This is a genomic window from Microbulbifer maximicatervae (SeqCode), assembly GCF_052467615.1.
The window spans coordinates 4104121-4120914 of sequence record NZ_CP174319.1; the positions used below are offsets into that span (position 1 = coordinate 4104121).

Here is a 16794-nt window from a genome sequence, read left to right on the forward strand (position 1 = left end):
AAAAATAGATCAGAGATTAATTAGAGCTTAACCCACTTCAGCCAGATTCCCTTTACTTTCCAACCACTGCTTGCGGTCTCCAGCACGCTTTTTAGCTAGGAGCATATCTAGTAGTTGATTACTGTCATCTCCTGAATCTATATAGAGCTGTACCAGACGACGGGTATTGGGGTCCATCGTAGTTTCACGCAATTGCATAGGATTCATTTCTCCCAATCCCTTAAATCGGGTTACCTGAATCTTGCCCTTTTTCTTTTCTGCACTGATACGATCGAGAATGCCCTGTTTCTCAGATTCATCCAGCGCATAATAAACGTCTTTACCGATATCAATTCGGAACAGTGGGGGCATGGCCACATAGACATGACCGTTAGTGACCAACGGCCGGAAATGACGTAAGAAAAGCGCGCATAACAGCGTGGCAATGTGCAGGCCGTCTGAGTCGGCATCGGCGAGGATACAGATTTTGTTGTAACGCAAGCCTTCCAGGTTATCGCTGCCCGGGTCCACGCCGAGGGCTACAGCAATATCATGTACCTCCTGGCTAGCGAGAATTTCCCCTGAGTCAACTTCCCAGGTATTCAGGATTTTACCGCGCAAGGGCATGATAGCTTGGAATTCCCGGTCTCGCGCCTGCTTGGCGGAGCCACCAGCTGAATCTCCCTCCACCAGAAAGAGTTCAGAACGCGTGGTATCTCCACTGGAGCAGTCTGCCAGTTTTCCAGGCAAGGCCGGTCCCTGAGTAACTTTTTTACGTGCAACTTTTTTTGCGGAGCGCATGCGCTTCTGTGCATTGCCAATACACAGTTCCGCCAGTTTATCGCCCTCTTCCGTATGCTGATTTAGCCACAAACTGAATGCATCTTTAGCGACACCGGAAATAAATGCGGTCGCTTCACGGGAGGAAAGTCTTTCTTTTGTCTGGCCCGAGAATTGGGGATCAGCCAGTTTGGCAGAGAGAACGTAAGAACACTGGCTCCAAATATCTTCTGGTCCCAATTTAATTCCGCGCGGTAGCAGATTGCGGATTTCACAGTATTCGCGCATTGCTTCCAGCAGGCCAGCCCGCAAACCGTTGACATGAGTACCGCCCTGAGCGGTGGGAATCAAGTTTACGTAGGATTCGGCGGTGACTTCTCCACCCTCTGGCAACCATTGAACGGCCCAATCTGCCGCCTCAGTAGTAGCTGCAAAACTGCCTACAAATGGCTCTGCTGGCAGTACTTCCCAACCCTGATTTGCAGCGGCCAAATAGTCCTTGAGGCCATCTTCGTAATACCACTCATCGGACTCGCCATCCTGCTCATTGATAAACGTAACCGTGAGGCCCGGGCAGAGCACCGCCTTGGCACGCAGAAGGTGTCTTAGGCGCACCACTGAAAATTTAGCGGAATCAAAATATTGGGGATCTGGTAAGAAGCGAACACTGGTGCCTGTTGTGCGCTTGCCGCACTCACCTACTACTTCCAGATCGGAGGCCTTTTCACCATCCTTAAAGCCAATGCGATGAACCTTGCCATCTCGCTGAATAGTAACCTCCAGCACTTTTGAGAGGGCATTAACCACCGAAACACCGACGCCGTGAAGGCCACCGGAGAATTGGTAATTATCATTGGAAAACTTACCGCCGGCATGCAGGGTGGAAAGGATAACCTCTACACCAGGCCGTCCCTGCTCAGGGTGGATATCGACGGGCATACCGCGGCCGTTGTCGCTGACAGAAAGCGAGTGGTCCTTGTGTAACACCACTTCAATTTTCTTGGCATGTCCGGCGAGAGCTTCGTCGACACTGTTGTCGATTACCTCCTGAGCCAGGTGATTTGGGCGTGCGGTATCGGTATACATCCCGGGGCGCTTACGCACCGGATCTAGTCCCGTGAGTACCTCAATATCTTCGGCGGAATAATTAGCCATAATTCTTATTGATTACTGCTCGTTAAATAGAAATTCGGTGATAGGGTCGCAATAGCGTGCGAACTCCTGAAAACTATGATCGCCACCGTCTTCAATGGTCTGGCGTTGCCCTTGGTAGAAATCCTGCGCATCGCGATAATCCAGAACTTCATCCCCGCGCTGGGCGAGTAACCAGTAGCGACTCTGTAACGGCTTCTCCAATTCAGCCTGTACCCGCTGCATGGCATCTACATCAACCTGGGTAAGACGGAATTCCTCTTCTTCACCGCTATAGGGTTTTAAAACCTTCCCCACATAGGCTGGGATAAAGCGCGCGGGGCGCACTGCGGGATTTATCAGTACAGCGGGCAATCGGAAGCGCTCACCAAGGTAAGTGCACCAAAAGCCCCCCATAGAACTCCCCACCAATCCAATGGGTCCCCTATCGGACTGCCGAAGGAGATCCTCCACAAGAGCCACCAAAGATTTCTGCGCCTCCTCTGTATAGGGAGGAATCTGCGGTGCACAGAAGGTAACATGCGGGTATTGGGCCTGGAGCCGTTCCCGCATCAACTGGCATTTGAAGGACTGTGGTGATGAAAGGAAGCCGTGCAGATATATCAGCACCGGCCTTCCCTGAAGATCATTAGTTTGCATAGGCGGTGATTATAGCGCCCATATCGTCAATCGGGGGCGCTATGTAACCAGAAGCCTCAAACCGTGTGGGAATCACAGCAATGTGCGATTCAAACTGGCAAAGGCCCGCCCCATATCTACACGCATATCAGACCAGAAAGTAACACTGGTAAAGCGCTCCAAGCGTCCACCCGGGCCATAGGCACCAAAGTTCTCACCGATATCGCGGCGATCCCGGAAGCGCATCACTGCATTGCCCTCTCGATCATAAAGAGTTCCAACCAGTACGCCATAGGCACTCTGCTCGGTGTAGACGCGCCAGGTCCAGGGAGAGGGGTCCAGTGGCGCAGCTACCGAAAATTTCTCCAGGGATAAGGACAATGTGTAATCTGCCTCTTCCTGCTCCTCTGCTACCACGCTGTTACGCGGTTCGAGAAACTTCTCGGCAAACGTTTTGACCAACAATGCATTCATCTGCTGTAGGTCCCTATCATCCAGCTCGTAATCTTTCTCTCTGTAGCGGGTGCGCGGCAACGAAGAAAAACGCTTGGTGTAGTCAATTTGCACAGGGGCAATAAACACTTTGGAGCCGCTCATATCAAAAGCAAAGGCTGCGGCAACTTCATCCAACGAGCTGGATCTGGGAACCAAACCTTGGCTATCCTCCTGTTCAGCCAACTTTGAGTCCCCCACCTTACTGGGATCATGAGCGCAGGCGCCGACTAATAACGCCAAGCCAATGAGCGGTAAAACAAATATTCTGTTCATTATTATTCCTCACTTCCCGATGTTATCCACTTAACTGACGGAGTAGCTGCAAAATACGCATGAAATGAGGGGCAGTAGCACAAATAAAACCCCAGTACCTATTAGCGTATTTTATCAACTGTCAAATACTACTATTGATTCTGGTATGCCCCATTAAACAAATATCATCAATGATCATAAGTCTGGGGAAATTTCATTGTACGGTCAGAAGACAAAAAAGATAATGGTAAGTTCGTAAAGGGAGGCTTTACAAATAAAGGCGAGCTAGAAACTCTTAAATAACACGATAGAAATCCCACAAAGTGGGACTTCAAAAAAGCAGGCACATCTCAAGGAGAAGTGACTCAGTAGCCGGAAGATGCAAAATCAACAGAGTATTTTGAAACCTCAACCCGTTCGACCCCGGTTTTATAGCTACCGTCATCATATAAATCGAACCAACGATATCCCGGCATCTCGTCGTCTACAGCAAAAGGCCCACTACCCGGAGTAAATTGTACAGATGTGGAAGGTGTCGCATGTAAGCCGACCCGACCCTCATGGTTATCAAACTGCTGATGTACATGGCCCCACACGAGCGCTTTGACTTGGGGCGCTTTGGATACCATTTGCAAGAGTTGCTCACGTCCATCGCGCAGCATATGGCCATCAATCCACTTACTACCCACCTGTACCGGCTGGTGGTGCATCATGATCATTACCGGGTGTTCCCGGGTTTCCCAAAGCAGCAGCTGCAAACGCTCAAGCTGAGCTTCGCTGAGACCGCCACATATCTGGTTTTCAACACTGGTATCGAGAAGCAAGAGGCGCCAATTTCCTAGGGCAACCACTTCTGTACAGCGTTGTGGGGCCAGCTGTTTCATACGAGAGCTTAAGTCGTGATTCCCTGGTAGCCAGTACCAAGGTTTCTGCACCCTGCGCATTTTCTGAAGAAACCGGCGGTAAGAGGCCTCGGCCCCATTCGCGCTAATATCTCCTGTCGCCACCAGCAGCTGCGCTGCCTGCTGCCTGGAAACGATTGCGGACAGTACCTCATCCAAAGTATGACCGGTATCCAAACCCAGTAATTGATAATCCGGCCGGCTGCCGATGTGTGGGTCTGTTATTTGGATCAGACGATATGAATTGGTCTTATCGGACCTGCTAGGCTCATTGTGCTCGCGAATCACTTGCTCACCTTGTAATCACATCCATGTGTTCTACCGCAGAATTAAATTTTTCGGCCATCCAGCACTAATTGAAATTCTGCGCGACCATTTGCAAGACAGTACTCAAGCCACTCACCGAGAAAACGGTTGGCCTGAGGCCTCTCATCTGCGCGCTGCATACGGGAATTTGGGTAAGCGATATCCACTCCTTTACCACCTACCGGTCCACAGCCATTAACTGCTATCACCTCTGCCATCCGCGCATCGTGATAGAGACGAGCGGTCAGGTTGGGAGATGCCAGCCAGTGGCTTTCACTGAGATTTACCTCTGCGTCCAGTGACACTTCTGTGGTGTACCTGGATCTCGCTACCACTCTCAGCTTTAAGCTGCCACCAGGGATTTGATAGCACCATTGCTCTCTCTCTGAAAGCTCAGGTAGCAGCCTCAGTAGACGTAGGTAGTTAGCGTCGCAGTCGGCATGATAAGACGGTAAATCGACGCGATATACTGCTTTACCGTTGCCATTTGGCGACATTTTCATCTGCCTGCGCTGGTGCGCACCTACCTCACGTACTAGAGCCATTATCAACACTCCAATTCATTTGCCGCCGTGACTTACATCTCAGTTTACCTTTTGTGCGGGTAAAGTAGCGCAAAGAGCTGTGACCGCTCAGGCGGGTGGCGTCATATGAGTAAACTGCTTCCGATTTAACTCTAGCCACTGCACCGAAATCAGTGTGGTGGCATTGTCTATCGGGTTTTCTCCCGGGCCGTAATTCCCCCGCATCGCATCTACGACGTTCTGCCTCGGGAATACCCGCAAACGGATATCCTCATTTTCCTCAGCCAAGCCGAATACGCCCTCAGCCTGCTCCAAATCTACCAGAGCACAATACAGATGTATCCGCTCCGAGCTGCCCCCTGGGCTGGGGATATAACTGTGGATAAAATGCAGGTCGTCCACAGTACATCCAGACTCTTCCAACACCTCTCTGCGCGCTACATCCTCCAGACTCTCCCCTTTCTCCACCATACCGGCTACCACTTCAAGACACCAAGGCCCTGCTGGGCGCCCCAGGGCACCAGTGCGGAATTGCTCGGTAAGTGCCAACAGGTCCCTGACAGGATCGTAAAGTAGGACTCCAACGGCCTCTCCGCGCTGAAACAGTTCCCGCTCTATTTCATTGCTCCAACCCCCGCGAAACAAGCGGTGGCGCAATCGCAGGCGCACCATAGTGAAAAATCCCTTAAACACGGTTTCCCTGGAAATTATGTCTACCGAATCAGCGGTGAACTCCGGGTTTAAATCAGTTCGACTGTTATCTTGTGGCATGGTTCGTCTTTCCCTAGGTTTCGGTTTTGCTGCGCTGCTTCCGCGACAAGACCGGGGTACCAGCTGTTATACTCTGCGCCCACCGTACCAGCCGCTGACTGCAGAGGCTATCCGGGTTTCCGTGTTGAATTTCGAGAGTACACAACATGAGAGTGCTGAATATCGCCTATCAGCAGCTACGGCGCTATGGCAAGACAAGGGTTAGCTGGGCACAAAAGCTCACCTTCGGCCTGATTAAAAATGACCACTACACCCAAGTGTTCAGCGACCGCGATATCGCCGCGTTTGAGGCACCCTTTGGTATTCGCGACCTGGGTGTAAAAAAGGCGAACCGACGCTTGATGGAAACTGTCGAGGCCTTTGAGCCAGACCTGATCATCGCAGGCCACTGCGATATGATCACTAACGACACCCTGAAGGCCATTAAGCAACGCCTGCCCAATTGCTTTATCGCTCACTGCAATAATGATCCCCTCTTTGTTCCCAGCAATGTCGAGCGAATCAAATACCGCGCGGAAGTCGCCGATGCAGTTTTTGTATCCACCGGGCGAAGAGAACTGAAAATTTTTGAGGGCTTTGGTGCTCGTGTTTATCACATGCCGAACCCGGTTGAACCCTCGATTGAAAACCTCAATAACGCTGAACGCACAGATTTAGCCATCGACCTGCTTTTCTGCAGTAACAGCAATAATTTCACCAAGCGTCTGCAAATGGTTAAAAACCTGAAAGATGCCTTGGGGGATTCGCTGAACTTTAAAACCTATGGCAGCTTCGGCGAGGCACCCGTTTGGGGCCGCGACTACGACCACGCTCTATCTCAAACCAAAATGGGATTGAATTTCAATCGCCAGGATACCCATTACTGGTATTCCTCAGCACGCATGGCGCAGTTGGCGGGCAACGGTATTTTGCAGTTCACCAGTGATAAATTACATTTTGACGACTTGTTGCCTGCTGAGAGCGTCGTTTATTTCTCCGATGAGCAGGACCTATTAGAAAAAATCCGCGAATTTAACGGTGACGATGCCAAGCGACGCGCCTGGGCCGCACGGGCCAGGGATTTTTTCCACAATGAAATGAACTCGAAGCTCTACGCTCAGTACATTGTCGAAGCCACAAGCCTACAGCCTTTTAGCCACGACTATGCTTGGGCTCAAGATATCAATCTGGATGGCACTCTCAGGTAGTGTTGTACCCATCCTATTCGATCAGATGCAATAGATTATGAGTAATAACCCAATTCGAGTCGCACAAATACTCGCCGGTGCTGAGCACGGTGGTGCTGAGAATTTCTTTGTGCGTCTCGTCAGTGGATTAAATCCCCGCAGCGAAATTACAGAAAAAGCGTTTATTCGCAACCACGATCACCGGGTACAGGCACTGCGTAGCAACAATGTTGAAACCGAAGGTTTTAAATTTGGTGGCAAGCTGGATTTTCTCGGCCGAAAAAAATACCGCGATGCCCTGAACCAATGGCAACCGGATATCGTGATGACTTGGATGGGACGTGCCACTTCAATCACCCCCAACTCTGAAAAATACCGGTTGGTAAGCCGCCTAGGGCACTATTACAACCTGAAGTATTACCGTCACGCAGATTATTGGATCGGCATCAGCAAAGGTATCTGCCAGCATTTAAGGGACGGAGGCATCCCCAAGGATAAAATTTTCCATATCCCCAATTTTGCCGATGAGACACCAGTTAATCCGCTGCCTAGAAACAGCTTCAATACTCCGGAAGACCGGCCCCTGATCCTGGCTGCAGGCCGCCTGCATATCAATAAAGGGTTCGACACCCTCCTGCATTCACTCACCCAGGTTCCCAATGCCACTCTGTGGCTCGCTGGTAGTGGCCCTGAGGAGAGCAAGTTGAAATCCCTGTGCCATCAACTCGGCTTGGAAGAGCGGGTTCGCTTCCTCGGTTGGCGCAATGATGTCACCACCCTGATGCGCACTGCGGATATGTTCGTGTGCCCATCACGCCACGAAGGCCTGGGCTCTATTGTTATGGAATCCTGGGCCCATCGCTGCCCTATAGTAGCGACAGACTCTCAGGGCCCTGGAGAAGTAATTACCAATGGCAAAACCGGACTGATTACCCCTATCGATAATGCCGATGAATTGACCAAAGCCATGAAGTCCGTTATCGAATCGCCGGAATTGCGCCAAAGCCTGATCGAAAATGCGGCTGAGGAGTACGCAACGACTTATGCGAAACAGGTTATCGTCGACTCCTATATCGATCTATACGAAAACCTGATGAAGAAAGGGCGCTAGCGGTGAATGGCAGCCACCGAATACCCGGTGGCTGCAAAACTTATTTTTTCGTTTCGTGCCAAATCGTACTTATTGATAGGCCGGGGGCAAATCCCGCAAAAGAGCGCTAACCCCATTGGCGATCAGTCGTTGACGCTGCTCAATACTATCGGGGCGTGTTAACAATTCACTGGCTCTCCCCCCCCATATCACAGCCCCGCCCGGGCGCCCAATACCCACGCTCATAATCACCAAGGGTGCATCTGTCAGGGGCGGAAGTTCCACCACATCCTGTGGCGCATTGCTATCAAACTGCTTGTCCCAGCTGGGATCGCGGGTGTCGCCGGAGAAAAACTCATCGACTACCGCAACCTGGTAATCCACCACCATATCCGCATCCTGGTCCTGGGACACTTGGCGATAGCCTCGTTGCTGTAACTCTGCGGCAACGGTATCGCGCATTTCTTCATCCAACTCCACCAGCTGGGCAGTGGCATCCTCTGTGCCACTCAGCGGCGCTACCCCCCATTTATACGTGGCAAAGGCAACCGGTGGCTCCCCGGTAGCGGCTTTTTCAACCTGTACCTCCTGGCAACCCGCCAATAGCAAGATACTCAGCAAGCCTGTTAATAAATAGCGCATAAAAACTCCTACATTCCCGTACTTATTTTACTGGTTCGACCGTGCCATAAAGTTCTATCTTAGGACTCCAGGTATACCATTTGGGTTCAGCTTTTGGGTAGAGAGGGAAATGGCTGCCCGACTCCACTTCAAATCCCATAAAAGGGGCTTCTGGCGTGGCAAATGCGATCCCCCCCTGCAACAGGGCCTGAGCCGATTCTGTGTTGATATTAAGCCCACTTTTCAGACCGAAATTCACATCGACGCCACTGGCATTCCAAAACACCGTGTGCTCTCGCACCAGGGGCTGGTATTGGGGTTCGATATGAACATAGATATACACTCGATCAGCATACTCCCCCAGGGAAAAACCTGTAACCTCTCCCACTTTTACCTGGCGATAATAAACCGGACTCCCTGCTACCAGAGATCCTCGCCTCGCAGCATCCAGGATAATTCCCAGTCCAGGGCGGGTAAAAGTTTCTGCAAGATCCTCTTCCGGTGCCTGTTCCAAAGCGTAAAACTTTGTCTGTGGATCTCCTAAGCCAGGCTCAAGCGCCAGGTAGCGCCCTGTAATCAGGGTATCCAGATGGGCAATCTTATCGATGCTAATTTGCGGGGAAACCACCCATATACGTGTGCCCTCCCGAGCAAACTGCTCTCCGCGGTGGTAAAGCTTGGCCCTGGCCCACACCTCGCCCAAAGAGCGATCGAGTCTCAGGCGAGTAATCTCTCCAACTTGTACCCCGCGGTAGCGCAACGGTGCTCCAACTCTCAGCCCCTCGGCACTGACAAGGCTGACTTGAATTTGTATTCCCCCCTCCATAGCCGCTTCCCGACTGCTGAAAAGAGGGAACTGGTCTCCATTTTTTGCCTGCCCGCCTTTCCCAAGGTGCTCCCGGCGTATACCAAAAGCGACGCCTCCGCGCAGAAGCGACATCAGCGAGTCGGCCTCTACTTCCACCCCCTCGGTCAAGCTTGCTGTAGCCCGCAATCCGCTCACATTCCAGAACCGAACGCCTTCCTGCACAAAGTGGGCATAGCGGGGCTCTATCACCACATAAACCTCTACCCCCTCGCCATCCCTACGCAACTCCATGCCCTGAACCTTTCCCACCTCTATGCGGCGAAAATAAACCGGCGCTCCTCGCTGTAAAGACCCGGGATTGCGTGAAGTGAGGCGTAAATGCAGCCCCGGCACACGGGGGTCCATCGGTGGCGCAGAGGTTCGCGCAGTGAAATTGCGCTGGGAGCGCTGTCCTTTGCGCAAATCTACTTCTATGCGATTACCTTGGATTAAATCGTTTAGTCCGCCAGTAAAGTCGAAGGTCGGGGGGGCCAGCCAAAAACGGGTATTTTCGGTGAGCAATTCATCTGTTGTCGGATCCATCAGAACTTTGACTTCCATACCATTCAAACGGCGGTTTGCCTTGGCCCCACTGACTTCCCCTACCTGGATGCCCTGATAGTAAACCTTCGTAGAATCCGGAGTAACATTCACCCCCTGATCGAAATTTAATGTCACTGGAATTCCCGCATCTGCTGCGGCAAAATTTTTATATAACTCAAACTCACTACCATTTACAGCGAGTGGAGACTGACGTTGATTTTCCGGGGTGTAAAAACTTACGCCCCCGGCAAAAAGTGCTGCCAGGGATTCTAAATTGACACTGATACCGCTAATACCGCCTTCAATAGAGATCCCTGAACTATTCCAAAAGCGGCTGCCCCGATGAACCAGATAGGCATATTCACGGCGAATAAATAATTCGATACTGACTTCAGTTCCGTTTCGATCCAAACGGTAATCCGCTACCTGACCAACTCGCAACTGACGATAATATACTGGCGATCCTCGACTTAAAGAGCCCAAACGACGGGACTGCAAAACAACACGCAAGCCATCCCCACGGATAAATGCAGGAGGCTGATCCAGGGCCACAAAATTGCGTTTGCGCTTTCCACTACCTGATTCAACGGCAATATAATTGCCAGAAAGTAGTGTTTCCAAGCCACTAATACCGGTAATAGATAACTCGGGTTTTACTACCCAAAACTCAGTGCCCTCTACCAATAAATATTCTGCACTGCGATTTAAACTAACTTCGGCCAGAACGCCATCGGCTCCATTCAGCTCTTTCGCATTAGGTACAAGGCGCACATCCTGGACCATACCAATATCGACCCCGGAATATTTGACCACCGTTTTTCCTTTTACCAGGCCGTCGCCAGAATGAAATAAAATAGTGGCTTTAACGTCTCCCTCTGACAAATCCTGATAGAGCAACCAGAGAGCAATCAGCCCCGCGATCAAAGGTAAAATCCACACTAGGGGTAATCCCCTGCTTGCGCGCACTACTCCCCGCTGAGCACCTCCATCCAAGCGAGACGCATCACTCGTATCCTGCGGGGGCAGCTCATCAGCCATTTTCTGCGGCGCTCCTATGAGCCGTTTCTGGCTCTACTGCAGACTCATATAAATCTCCGTCATAGGCATCCCAAATTAAACGGGAATCGAAAGTTCGTGCCGCCAACATGGTCACCACTACCACAGAGGCAAAAGCCGTAGCACCAGCTCCAGCAGTTACTTGGGAAATAAATCCCATATCCACTAGCGACACCAAAATTGAAATCATAAATAAGTCTAAGAGTGACCAGCGCCCGATGCCGGAAACTACTCGATATATTTTCATGGACTGAATGGGGTCGAAGGACAGGCGCAACTGAATTTGGATCAGGAGCAATCCCAATCCCAGTAGCTTCATCACAGGAACTGCAATACTGGCAACAAAGACAATTAAAGCTATTCCCCACATTCCCGAGTTATAGAGTTGCATGACCCCGCTAATGATGGTGCTGGGATCACCGGCACCTAAATAAACTACTGTCATTATCGGTAACACATTGGCAGGTAAAAGCAATAAAGTGCCAGTAATCGTCAGAGCCCAAGTTAACATCAAGCTTCCTTCGATTCTGCTGTGTACTCTCGCTCCACAGCGCGGACATCGGCAACGACCATTTTGGGGAAGAATAATTAATTGATGACAGCACAGGCAGCTAGTTAAGCCTTTTTTTAAACCTTTATTTGGTACGCTATTCACAAGCTTGTCCCTTAAGCGCACGACGCTGTGCTAAGCGGTGCCAAATTGCTGTTTGGTCAAAACTCAGGGAAGAGAGATTTGCCAGTAGCATCATGGCACCAAAACAGTACAGCCCCGGTTCTACCTCCATCTTGCCCAAATCCCGTAATTTAATCAGGGCCACCAAAATTCCGAGCATATAGACATCGAGCATGCCCCACTCTTTCAAGTGCTGGTAAAAACGAACAGCATTGGATACCGGTCGGTCAAGCCAGGCCCAAGCACTGCCCCAACAAATAAATAACAACAGGGCAAATTTACCTACCGGAGCCAAAACGCTACAGAAAAGCACCAGCGCCGAGAGCCAAATAAACCCAGCCTTGAAAAGAGAGTAAACGCCATTAAGCAAGGTACTTTCTGCACCAAATGAGAACAGAGAAAAGTCGAGCAACGGCAAGCTAACAGAGGGAATAAACAGTAATAGGCCGGTTAGGCTGAGAGCCAGAGTGTAGTAAATACTATGATTGCCATTGCGATGCAAAGTACAGCGACATCGTGGGCAAATTAGCTTTTGTCCCGGAGGCGCCAAGCCGCCGGTTAAAAGTAGATCGCATTCGTGACAGACCCTCTGCCAATCAGCCAGCATCGCGTTACGCCCCTCATTCATGGACAGTCAGTCCTTGCCTTATTCTGCACAATTTTTGCCGCATCCAAATGCTTATGAGGCGCGTCTATTGAAATATAGGCCCTCAACCTTATTCAATGGGCCAGTGTTATTGCCAAAAAATTACCGATAACCGCACGTAGGTGTCGGTTTAACGAAGATATAGCAAAAAGCCGAAAGCCGTCTCGACGGTCGGTTTGACCCCGGGTAAACTCTCGCGACTGCTATTGGGGAGACTGGCAATATTAGTAATAATCGCAAGCTGGAGCCCTCTATATCCCCACTACGTGACACCAGCTCCAAATAACTTGCAAAAGCTTGAAGACCGTACCCTCCACAGGAAGTCGAAACAGATGAAAAGAAGTAACCGCACAGAGCCGCAAGGCCGCAAGTTGCGTCCGCTGAAAAAACTAATCGCCGCTACGCTGCTGGGCCTGGGCGCCATGCAGGCGCAAGCCGACACCCTGTGGGATATCTATACACAGGCCCTGGAGAATGATCCTCAATTAGCAGCTGATCGCGCCGCTTACCATGCGGGTATCGAGGCCAAATATCAGTTCCGCGCATTCCTGCTTCCTCAGGTTAATGCTACTTTCGAAGCCGCTAGAACTCACTCTGATAGCAGCCGGAATTCTGCTCAGTTACTGGATTTGACTGATAATGACGACGACAATGATGTCGAACTAGTGGATTTTAGAAGCCAAACTAGCAATTCCTTACAGGAAAGAACCTATAGTGCCAACCTGACCCAGGCTATTTTTGACGCTCCAGCCTGGTTCGATTATCAACAGGGCAAGAGATTAACAGAGCAGGCGACAGCAGAATTCAGTGCTAACCAGCAAGAAATGATGATTCGTGTCGCCACCGCCTACTTTGATGTATTGCGTGCTTATGACGTCCTCGAGGCAGCTGCTGCCGAAGAACAAGCCCTGGCTAAACAGCTGGAACAGACGCAACAGCGCTTTGAAGTCGGTCTAACAGCAATTACTGATGTCTACGACTCCCAGGCTGCCTATGACAGTTCCGTTGCCCGGCGCTTAACAGCTCAAGACAACCTCCTCAGTAACTTTGATGCCCTATCAGTATTGACTGGAGGCTACCATGATCAAGTAGCTCCTCTGGTAGATGACTTCCAGGTAGCTCCGCCGGTGCCTTCAGATCGCGCCGATTGGGTTGAGTTTGCCCTCGCCAACAACTTTGTCCTTAAAGCTGCACGACTTGGCGCCGATGCCGCCCGCTATAACGCTCGGGCAGAAGCCAGTGAACACCTACCCACTGTCACTGGCTCGCTTTCTTATAATAAACTCACTCAAGATGGTAACGAGAAAAATCGATTCAGCGACATAACGGGCAGCCAATTTGTACGTTACCCGCAAGATATTGACCAATGGGGAACAAGTGCAGGGGTAACTGTAAATGTGCCCATCTTTACTGGTGGCCTTCTCAGTGCCAACCGTCGCCAGGCTAGAAACCAAGCCTTCCAGGCCCAGGACCTTAGCGTCCTTGCAGAGAGAGATACCATACAAACCACGCGCACCCTGCACCGCGCTGTTGTCACCGATGTATCGAGAGTAGCGGCCCGAGAGCAAGCCGTCGTCTCTGCCAAGAGTGCATTGGATGCCACTCAGGCAGGATACGAAGTAGGCACCCGAAATATTGTAGATGTGCTCCTGGCTCAGCGGACCCTGTTTGACTCACAAACTGACTACGCCAACTCGCTGTACGACTACATTCTAAACTCACTGAGCTTGAAGCAAGCTGCAGGACTCTTATCCCCTAAAGACCTTCAGGATCTGGATATGATGCTGAATCCTGCAAGTAACGTCTCTCGCGTGGAGGAAACTGGAGGCACCAGCCTTCCAGCACCTTCGAAGTAACTGCGTATACGTATCTACCAGAGAGCAGGATTTTTATTCTCTCTCTGGTCTTCATTTTGTGTAGCCAGCCGCTCCACTTCGCCCAGTAAGCGCTGCAAAGCACCACTATTTTCTGAAGCTACTTTTTTCGCTCTCTGACCGGCGGCTTTTCTTTGCCCCACATCATCCAGCCAAGCCTGAACCTGTGAAGCCATCGATTCACTGTCTTCGACTACAATCATGGCTCCAGCCTCCTGCAACAAACTAGATACAGTGGCAAAGTTATGCAGGTGGGGACCGGAAATAACTGGTACCCCCCAGGCAGCGGGTTCAATCATGTTGTGGCCACCAACAGAAACCAAGCTACCTCCCACAAAAGCAATATCACTGGCCCCATAGAAGCGCAGCAACTCCCCCATGGTGTCTCCCAGAATAACCTCATCACTAGCTTTAATGGCTGTGCCTTCACTCCTTCGAACCAGGGCAAAGCCACGCTCCCGACACAGGCGGGCAACACCATCAAAACGCTGTGGATGCCTGGGCACCAACACGAGTAAAAGATCTTTAATTTCTCTCTTCAAAATAGAGAAGGCATCCAAGATCACCTCATCCTCACCCACATGGGTACTAGCCGCCAGCCATATAGGCCTGGAAGACTCCCCCCGCCACTGGTGCGCCAGCGCCTGCGCTTCACTGGCCAGTCCCATATCAATACTGAGGTCAAACTTGATATTGCCGTTGGCTACTGCTCTCTCCGCAGGTAAGCCCAGATCGATAAACCGCTGCATATCAGCAGGGTATTGCGCAACAACACGATCCAGGTTGCTCAACATCGTTCGAGTCAAAGAGGGAAAACGCCCGTAACCTCGTGCAGATTTTTCACTGAGCCGTGCATTGGCCAATAAAATTGGGATCTTCCTGCTCGAGCAGAGCTTGAGTAGGTTGGGCCAAAGCTCAGTCTCTATAATCACCAATGCACTAGGGCTAAGTGCATTAAGAAATGGCACCAGGCATTCAGGGAGGTCATAGGGAAGGTAGTAGTGAAGTAAGCGGCCACCAAGAATTGGCTGCAAGGCTTCTTGTACGCGCTCGGATCCGGTTGGAGTTGTAGTCGTAACCAACCACTGCCAGTCTGTATGTCGCGCAGCCAATTTAGAGATAACTGGCACGGCGGCTAGGGTCTCCCCTACAGATACAGAATGGACCCAGATTAACGGTGCCCGGCTGTGCCTTTTGGGAACCTGACCCAGACGCTCTCTTAAACGCAACCGATAGGCCGGCTGGCTACGCCCTCTCCACCAGAGACGTAGAAGGACAACAGGTAAAAACAGGCGGAAGAGCCAGGAATAAAATATTTGCATGAAGCAGGGATCACCTAAAGATCAATATTGCCACCAAAGAAAATGCAATGATGACGGTTATCTCTTCCAGGTAAAACACCCCCGTAAGAAAGGCCTCAGGCCATTAGTGATCGACCACCCGGTAAAACTCAGAGCGCACCCCAAAAACACCACAAGCCATGCCGGCTGAACGGCAGGCGCGGAGCCAAGGCCCAGAGCCCAAGCGCTTTCCACCGAAAATCAATCCTAAAATACAGCCTATGCTGGAGATCAACAGTTGCCCCAGAGCCGATACAAAGATGCTGGTATGACCGCGACCTTTGGCAAGTTTATGCTTTGCCAGAGTGATACCAGCGGAGAATTTTCTACGCGACAACCAACGCATATTGGCGCGACTCTCCGGTACAGCCTCGTAAACCCTCGCCTCCAGGCAGTAAACAATCTTTCCGCCCTTGGCCTTAAACTCTGTGAAAAAAATCACATCTGTACCGGCACCTAGAGGGTCCTGCTCATTAAACCTCAGGCCTAGCGATCGGATACTGCTCATCGGTATTAATACATTGCTGGTCGCACAGTAGTTGAGCTGTTCTCCAGTCTTTCGTTTCTGCCGATAAAAAATACGTGAGTAATAGGCAGGCACAGAATCCGGCCAACGCCGAACAACACTGCCACAAACCACGCTACTGCCCCCCAGCTTTTGTGAGTAATCATATAGCTGGATCAACCAATCGGGCTCTACCCACTCATCATCATCAATGAAAACTAGGTAGTCAGCTCCCATATTATCCAGTTCATCGATACAGCGATTACGTGCACAAGGGATTCCCCGCCGCTCTTCAACAGCACAGTTGAGAGGAAAGGGAAAACTTCCCGACAACTCCCCCACAACTTCCCTACCAGCCTGAGTATCCGAATCGTTATCGACAACCAGTGCAGCCACATTTAAGCCCGTGGGTAGCTGTAGCTTGGCCAGGCTTTGCAGAGAACTGCGAAGCCGCTCCGGTCGCTGATAAGTACAAATACAGATCACTAACAAGGGGTGCAATGTAAACTCCAGATTACGGCCAAGGACAAATCGGATATAAGCTATCTGAGCTGGGTTAAAAAAGAATCAGCCTATACCCTTAAGAATGACCTGTCTATAATACCACTTTTGCCAAACGCTTTATCAGGGCATCTATGCTCCATATTATATGCT

Annotated in this window: 15 protein-coding genes; 3 read left to right on the forward strand and 12 right to left on the reverse strand. The window is 50.8% G+C overall.

Annotated elements, in window-relative coordinates:
* Positions 1-27: 27 nt before the first annotated feature.
* The 6 genes from parE to ACJJIM_RS18015 all read right to left on the reverse strand — a co-directional run bounded on the left by parE (position 28) and on the right by ACJJIM_RS18015 (position 5779).
* A complete protein-coding gene (parE, locus tag ACJJIM_RS17990) occupies positions 28-1914 on the reverse strand; it encodes a DNA topoisomerase IV subunit B (RefSeq protein ID WP_282931020.1) in 1887 nt (628 codons plus the stop codon).
* Positions 1915-1926: 12 nt separating this feature from the next.
* A complete protein-coding gene (locus ACJJIM_RS17995) occupies positions 1927-2520 on the reverse strand; it encodes a YqiA/YcfP family alpha/beta fold hydrolase (RefSeq protein WP_413663541.1) in 594 nt (197 codons plus the stop codon).
* Between the two features lie 102 nt (positions 2521-2622).
* Positions 2623-3297, reverse strand: coding sequence for a hypothetical protein (locus ACJJIM_RS18000; protein WP_444911643.1), 675 nt, complete (start codon positions 3295-3297; stop codon positions 2623-2625).
* 344 nt (positions 3298-3641) lie between these two features.
* A complete protein-coding gene (gene cpdA, locus ACJJIM_RS18005) occupies positions 3642-4466 on the reverse strand; it encodes a 3',5'-cyclic-AMP phosphodiesterase (RefSeq protein WP_444892187.1) in 825 nt (274 codons plus the stop codon).
* A gap of 41 nt (positions 4467-4507) precedes the next feature.
* Complete coding sequence (locus tag ACJJIM_RS18010; protein ID WP_444907085.1) at positions 4508-5029, reverse strand: DUF1249 domain-containing protein; 522 nt, start codon at positions 5027-5029, stop codon at positions 4508-4510.
* An 87-nt stretch (positions 5030-5116) separates the two neighbouring features.
* A complete protein-coding gene (locus ACJJIM_RS18015) occupies positions 5117-5779 on the reverse strand; it encodes an NUDIX domain-containing protein (RefSeq protein WP_444911644.1) in 663 nt (220 codons plus the stop codon).
* Between the two features lie 146 nt (positions 5780-5925).
* On the opposite strand from ACJJIM_RS18015, the gene ACJJIM_RS18020 reads away from it, so the two are divergent.
* Complete coding sequence (locus ACJJIM_RS18020) at positions 5926-6966, forward strand: glycosyltransferase family protein (RefSeq protein ID WP_444911645.1); 1041 nt, start codon at positions 5926-5928, stop codon at positions 6964-6966.
* 37 nt (positions 6967-7003) lie between these two features.
* Entirely contained in the window at positions 7004-8056 is a 1053-nt protein-coding gene (locus tag ACJJIM_RS18025; RefSeq protein WP_444911646.1) for a glycosyltransferase, read from the forward strand.
* A gap of 69 nt (positions 8057-8125) precedes the next feature.
* Here ACJJIM_RS18025 and ACJJIM_RS18030 read toward each other — a convergent pair whose 3' ends face one another.
* The 4 genes from ACJJIM_RS18030 to ACJJIM_RS18045 form a co-directional block, all read right to left on the reverse strand.
* Positions 8126-8677 (reverse strand): DUF4136 domain-containing protein, encoded by a 552-nt coding sequence (locus ACJJIM_RS18030; RefSeq protein ID WP_444911647.1) that lies wholly within the window; start codon positions 8675-8677, stop codon positions 8126-8128.
* Between the two features lie 22 nt (positions 8678-8699).
* Positions 8700-11084: an MlaD family protein gene (locus ACJJIM_RS18035; RefSeq protein WP_444911648.1), complete on the reverse strand. Its 2385-nt coding sequence runs from the start codon at positions 11082-11084 to the stop codon at positions 8700-8702.
* A complete protein-coding gene (locus ACJJIM_RS18040) occupies positions 11077-11613 on the reverse strand; it encodes a paraquat-inducible protein A (protein WP_413663550.1) in 537 nt (178 codons plus the stop codon). The genes ACJJIM_RS18035 and ACJJIM_RS18040 overlap by 8 nt, the downstream gene beginning before the upstream one ends.
* A 136-nt stretch (positions 11614-11749) precedes the next feature.
* Entirely contained in the window at positions 11750-12403 is a 654-nt protein-coding gene (locus tag ACJJIM_RS18045; RefSeq protein ID WP_413663551.1) for a paraquat-inducible protein A, read from the reverse strand.
* Positions 12404-12753: 350 nt separating this feature from the next.
* On the opposite strand from ACJJIM_RS18045, the gene ACJJIM_RS18050 reads away from it, so the two are divergent.
* Complete coding sequence (locus ACJJIM_RS18050; protein WP_413663552.1) at positions 12754-14277, forward strand: TolC family outer membrane protein; 1524 nt, start codon at positions 12754-12756, stop codon at positions 14275-14277.
* A gap of 14 nt (positions 14278-14291) precedes the next feature.
* Here ACJJIM_RS18050 and waaA read toward each other — a convergent pair whose 3' ends face one another.
* Entirely contained in the window at positions 14292-15617 is a 1326-nt protein-coding gene (waaA, locus tag ACJJIM_RS18055) for a lipid IV(A) 3-deoxy-D-manno-octulosonic acid transferase (RefSeq protein WP_413663553.1), read from the reverse strand.
* Positions 15618-15720: 103 nt separating this feature from the next.
* A complete protein-coding gene (locus ACJJIM_RS18060; protein WP_413663554.1) occupies positions 15721-16641 on the reverse strand; it encodes a glycosyltransferase family 2 protein in 921 nt (306 codons plus the stop codon).
* Between the last annotated feature and the right edge of the window lie 153 nt (positions 16642-16794).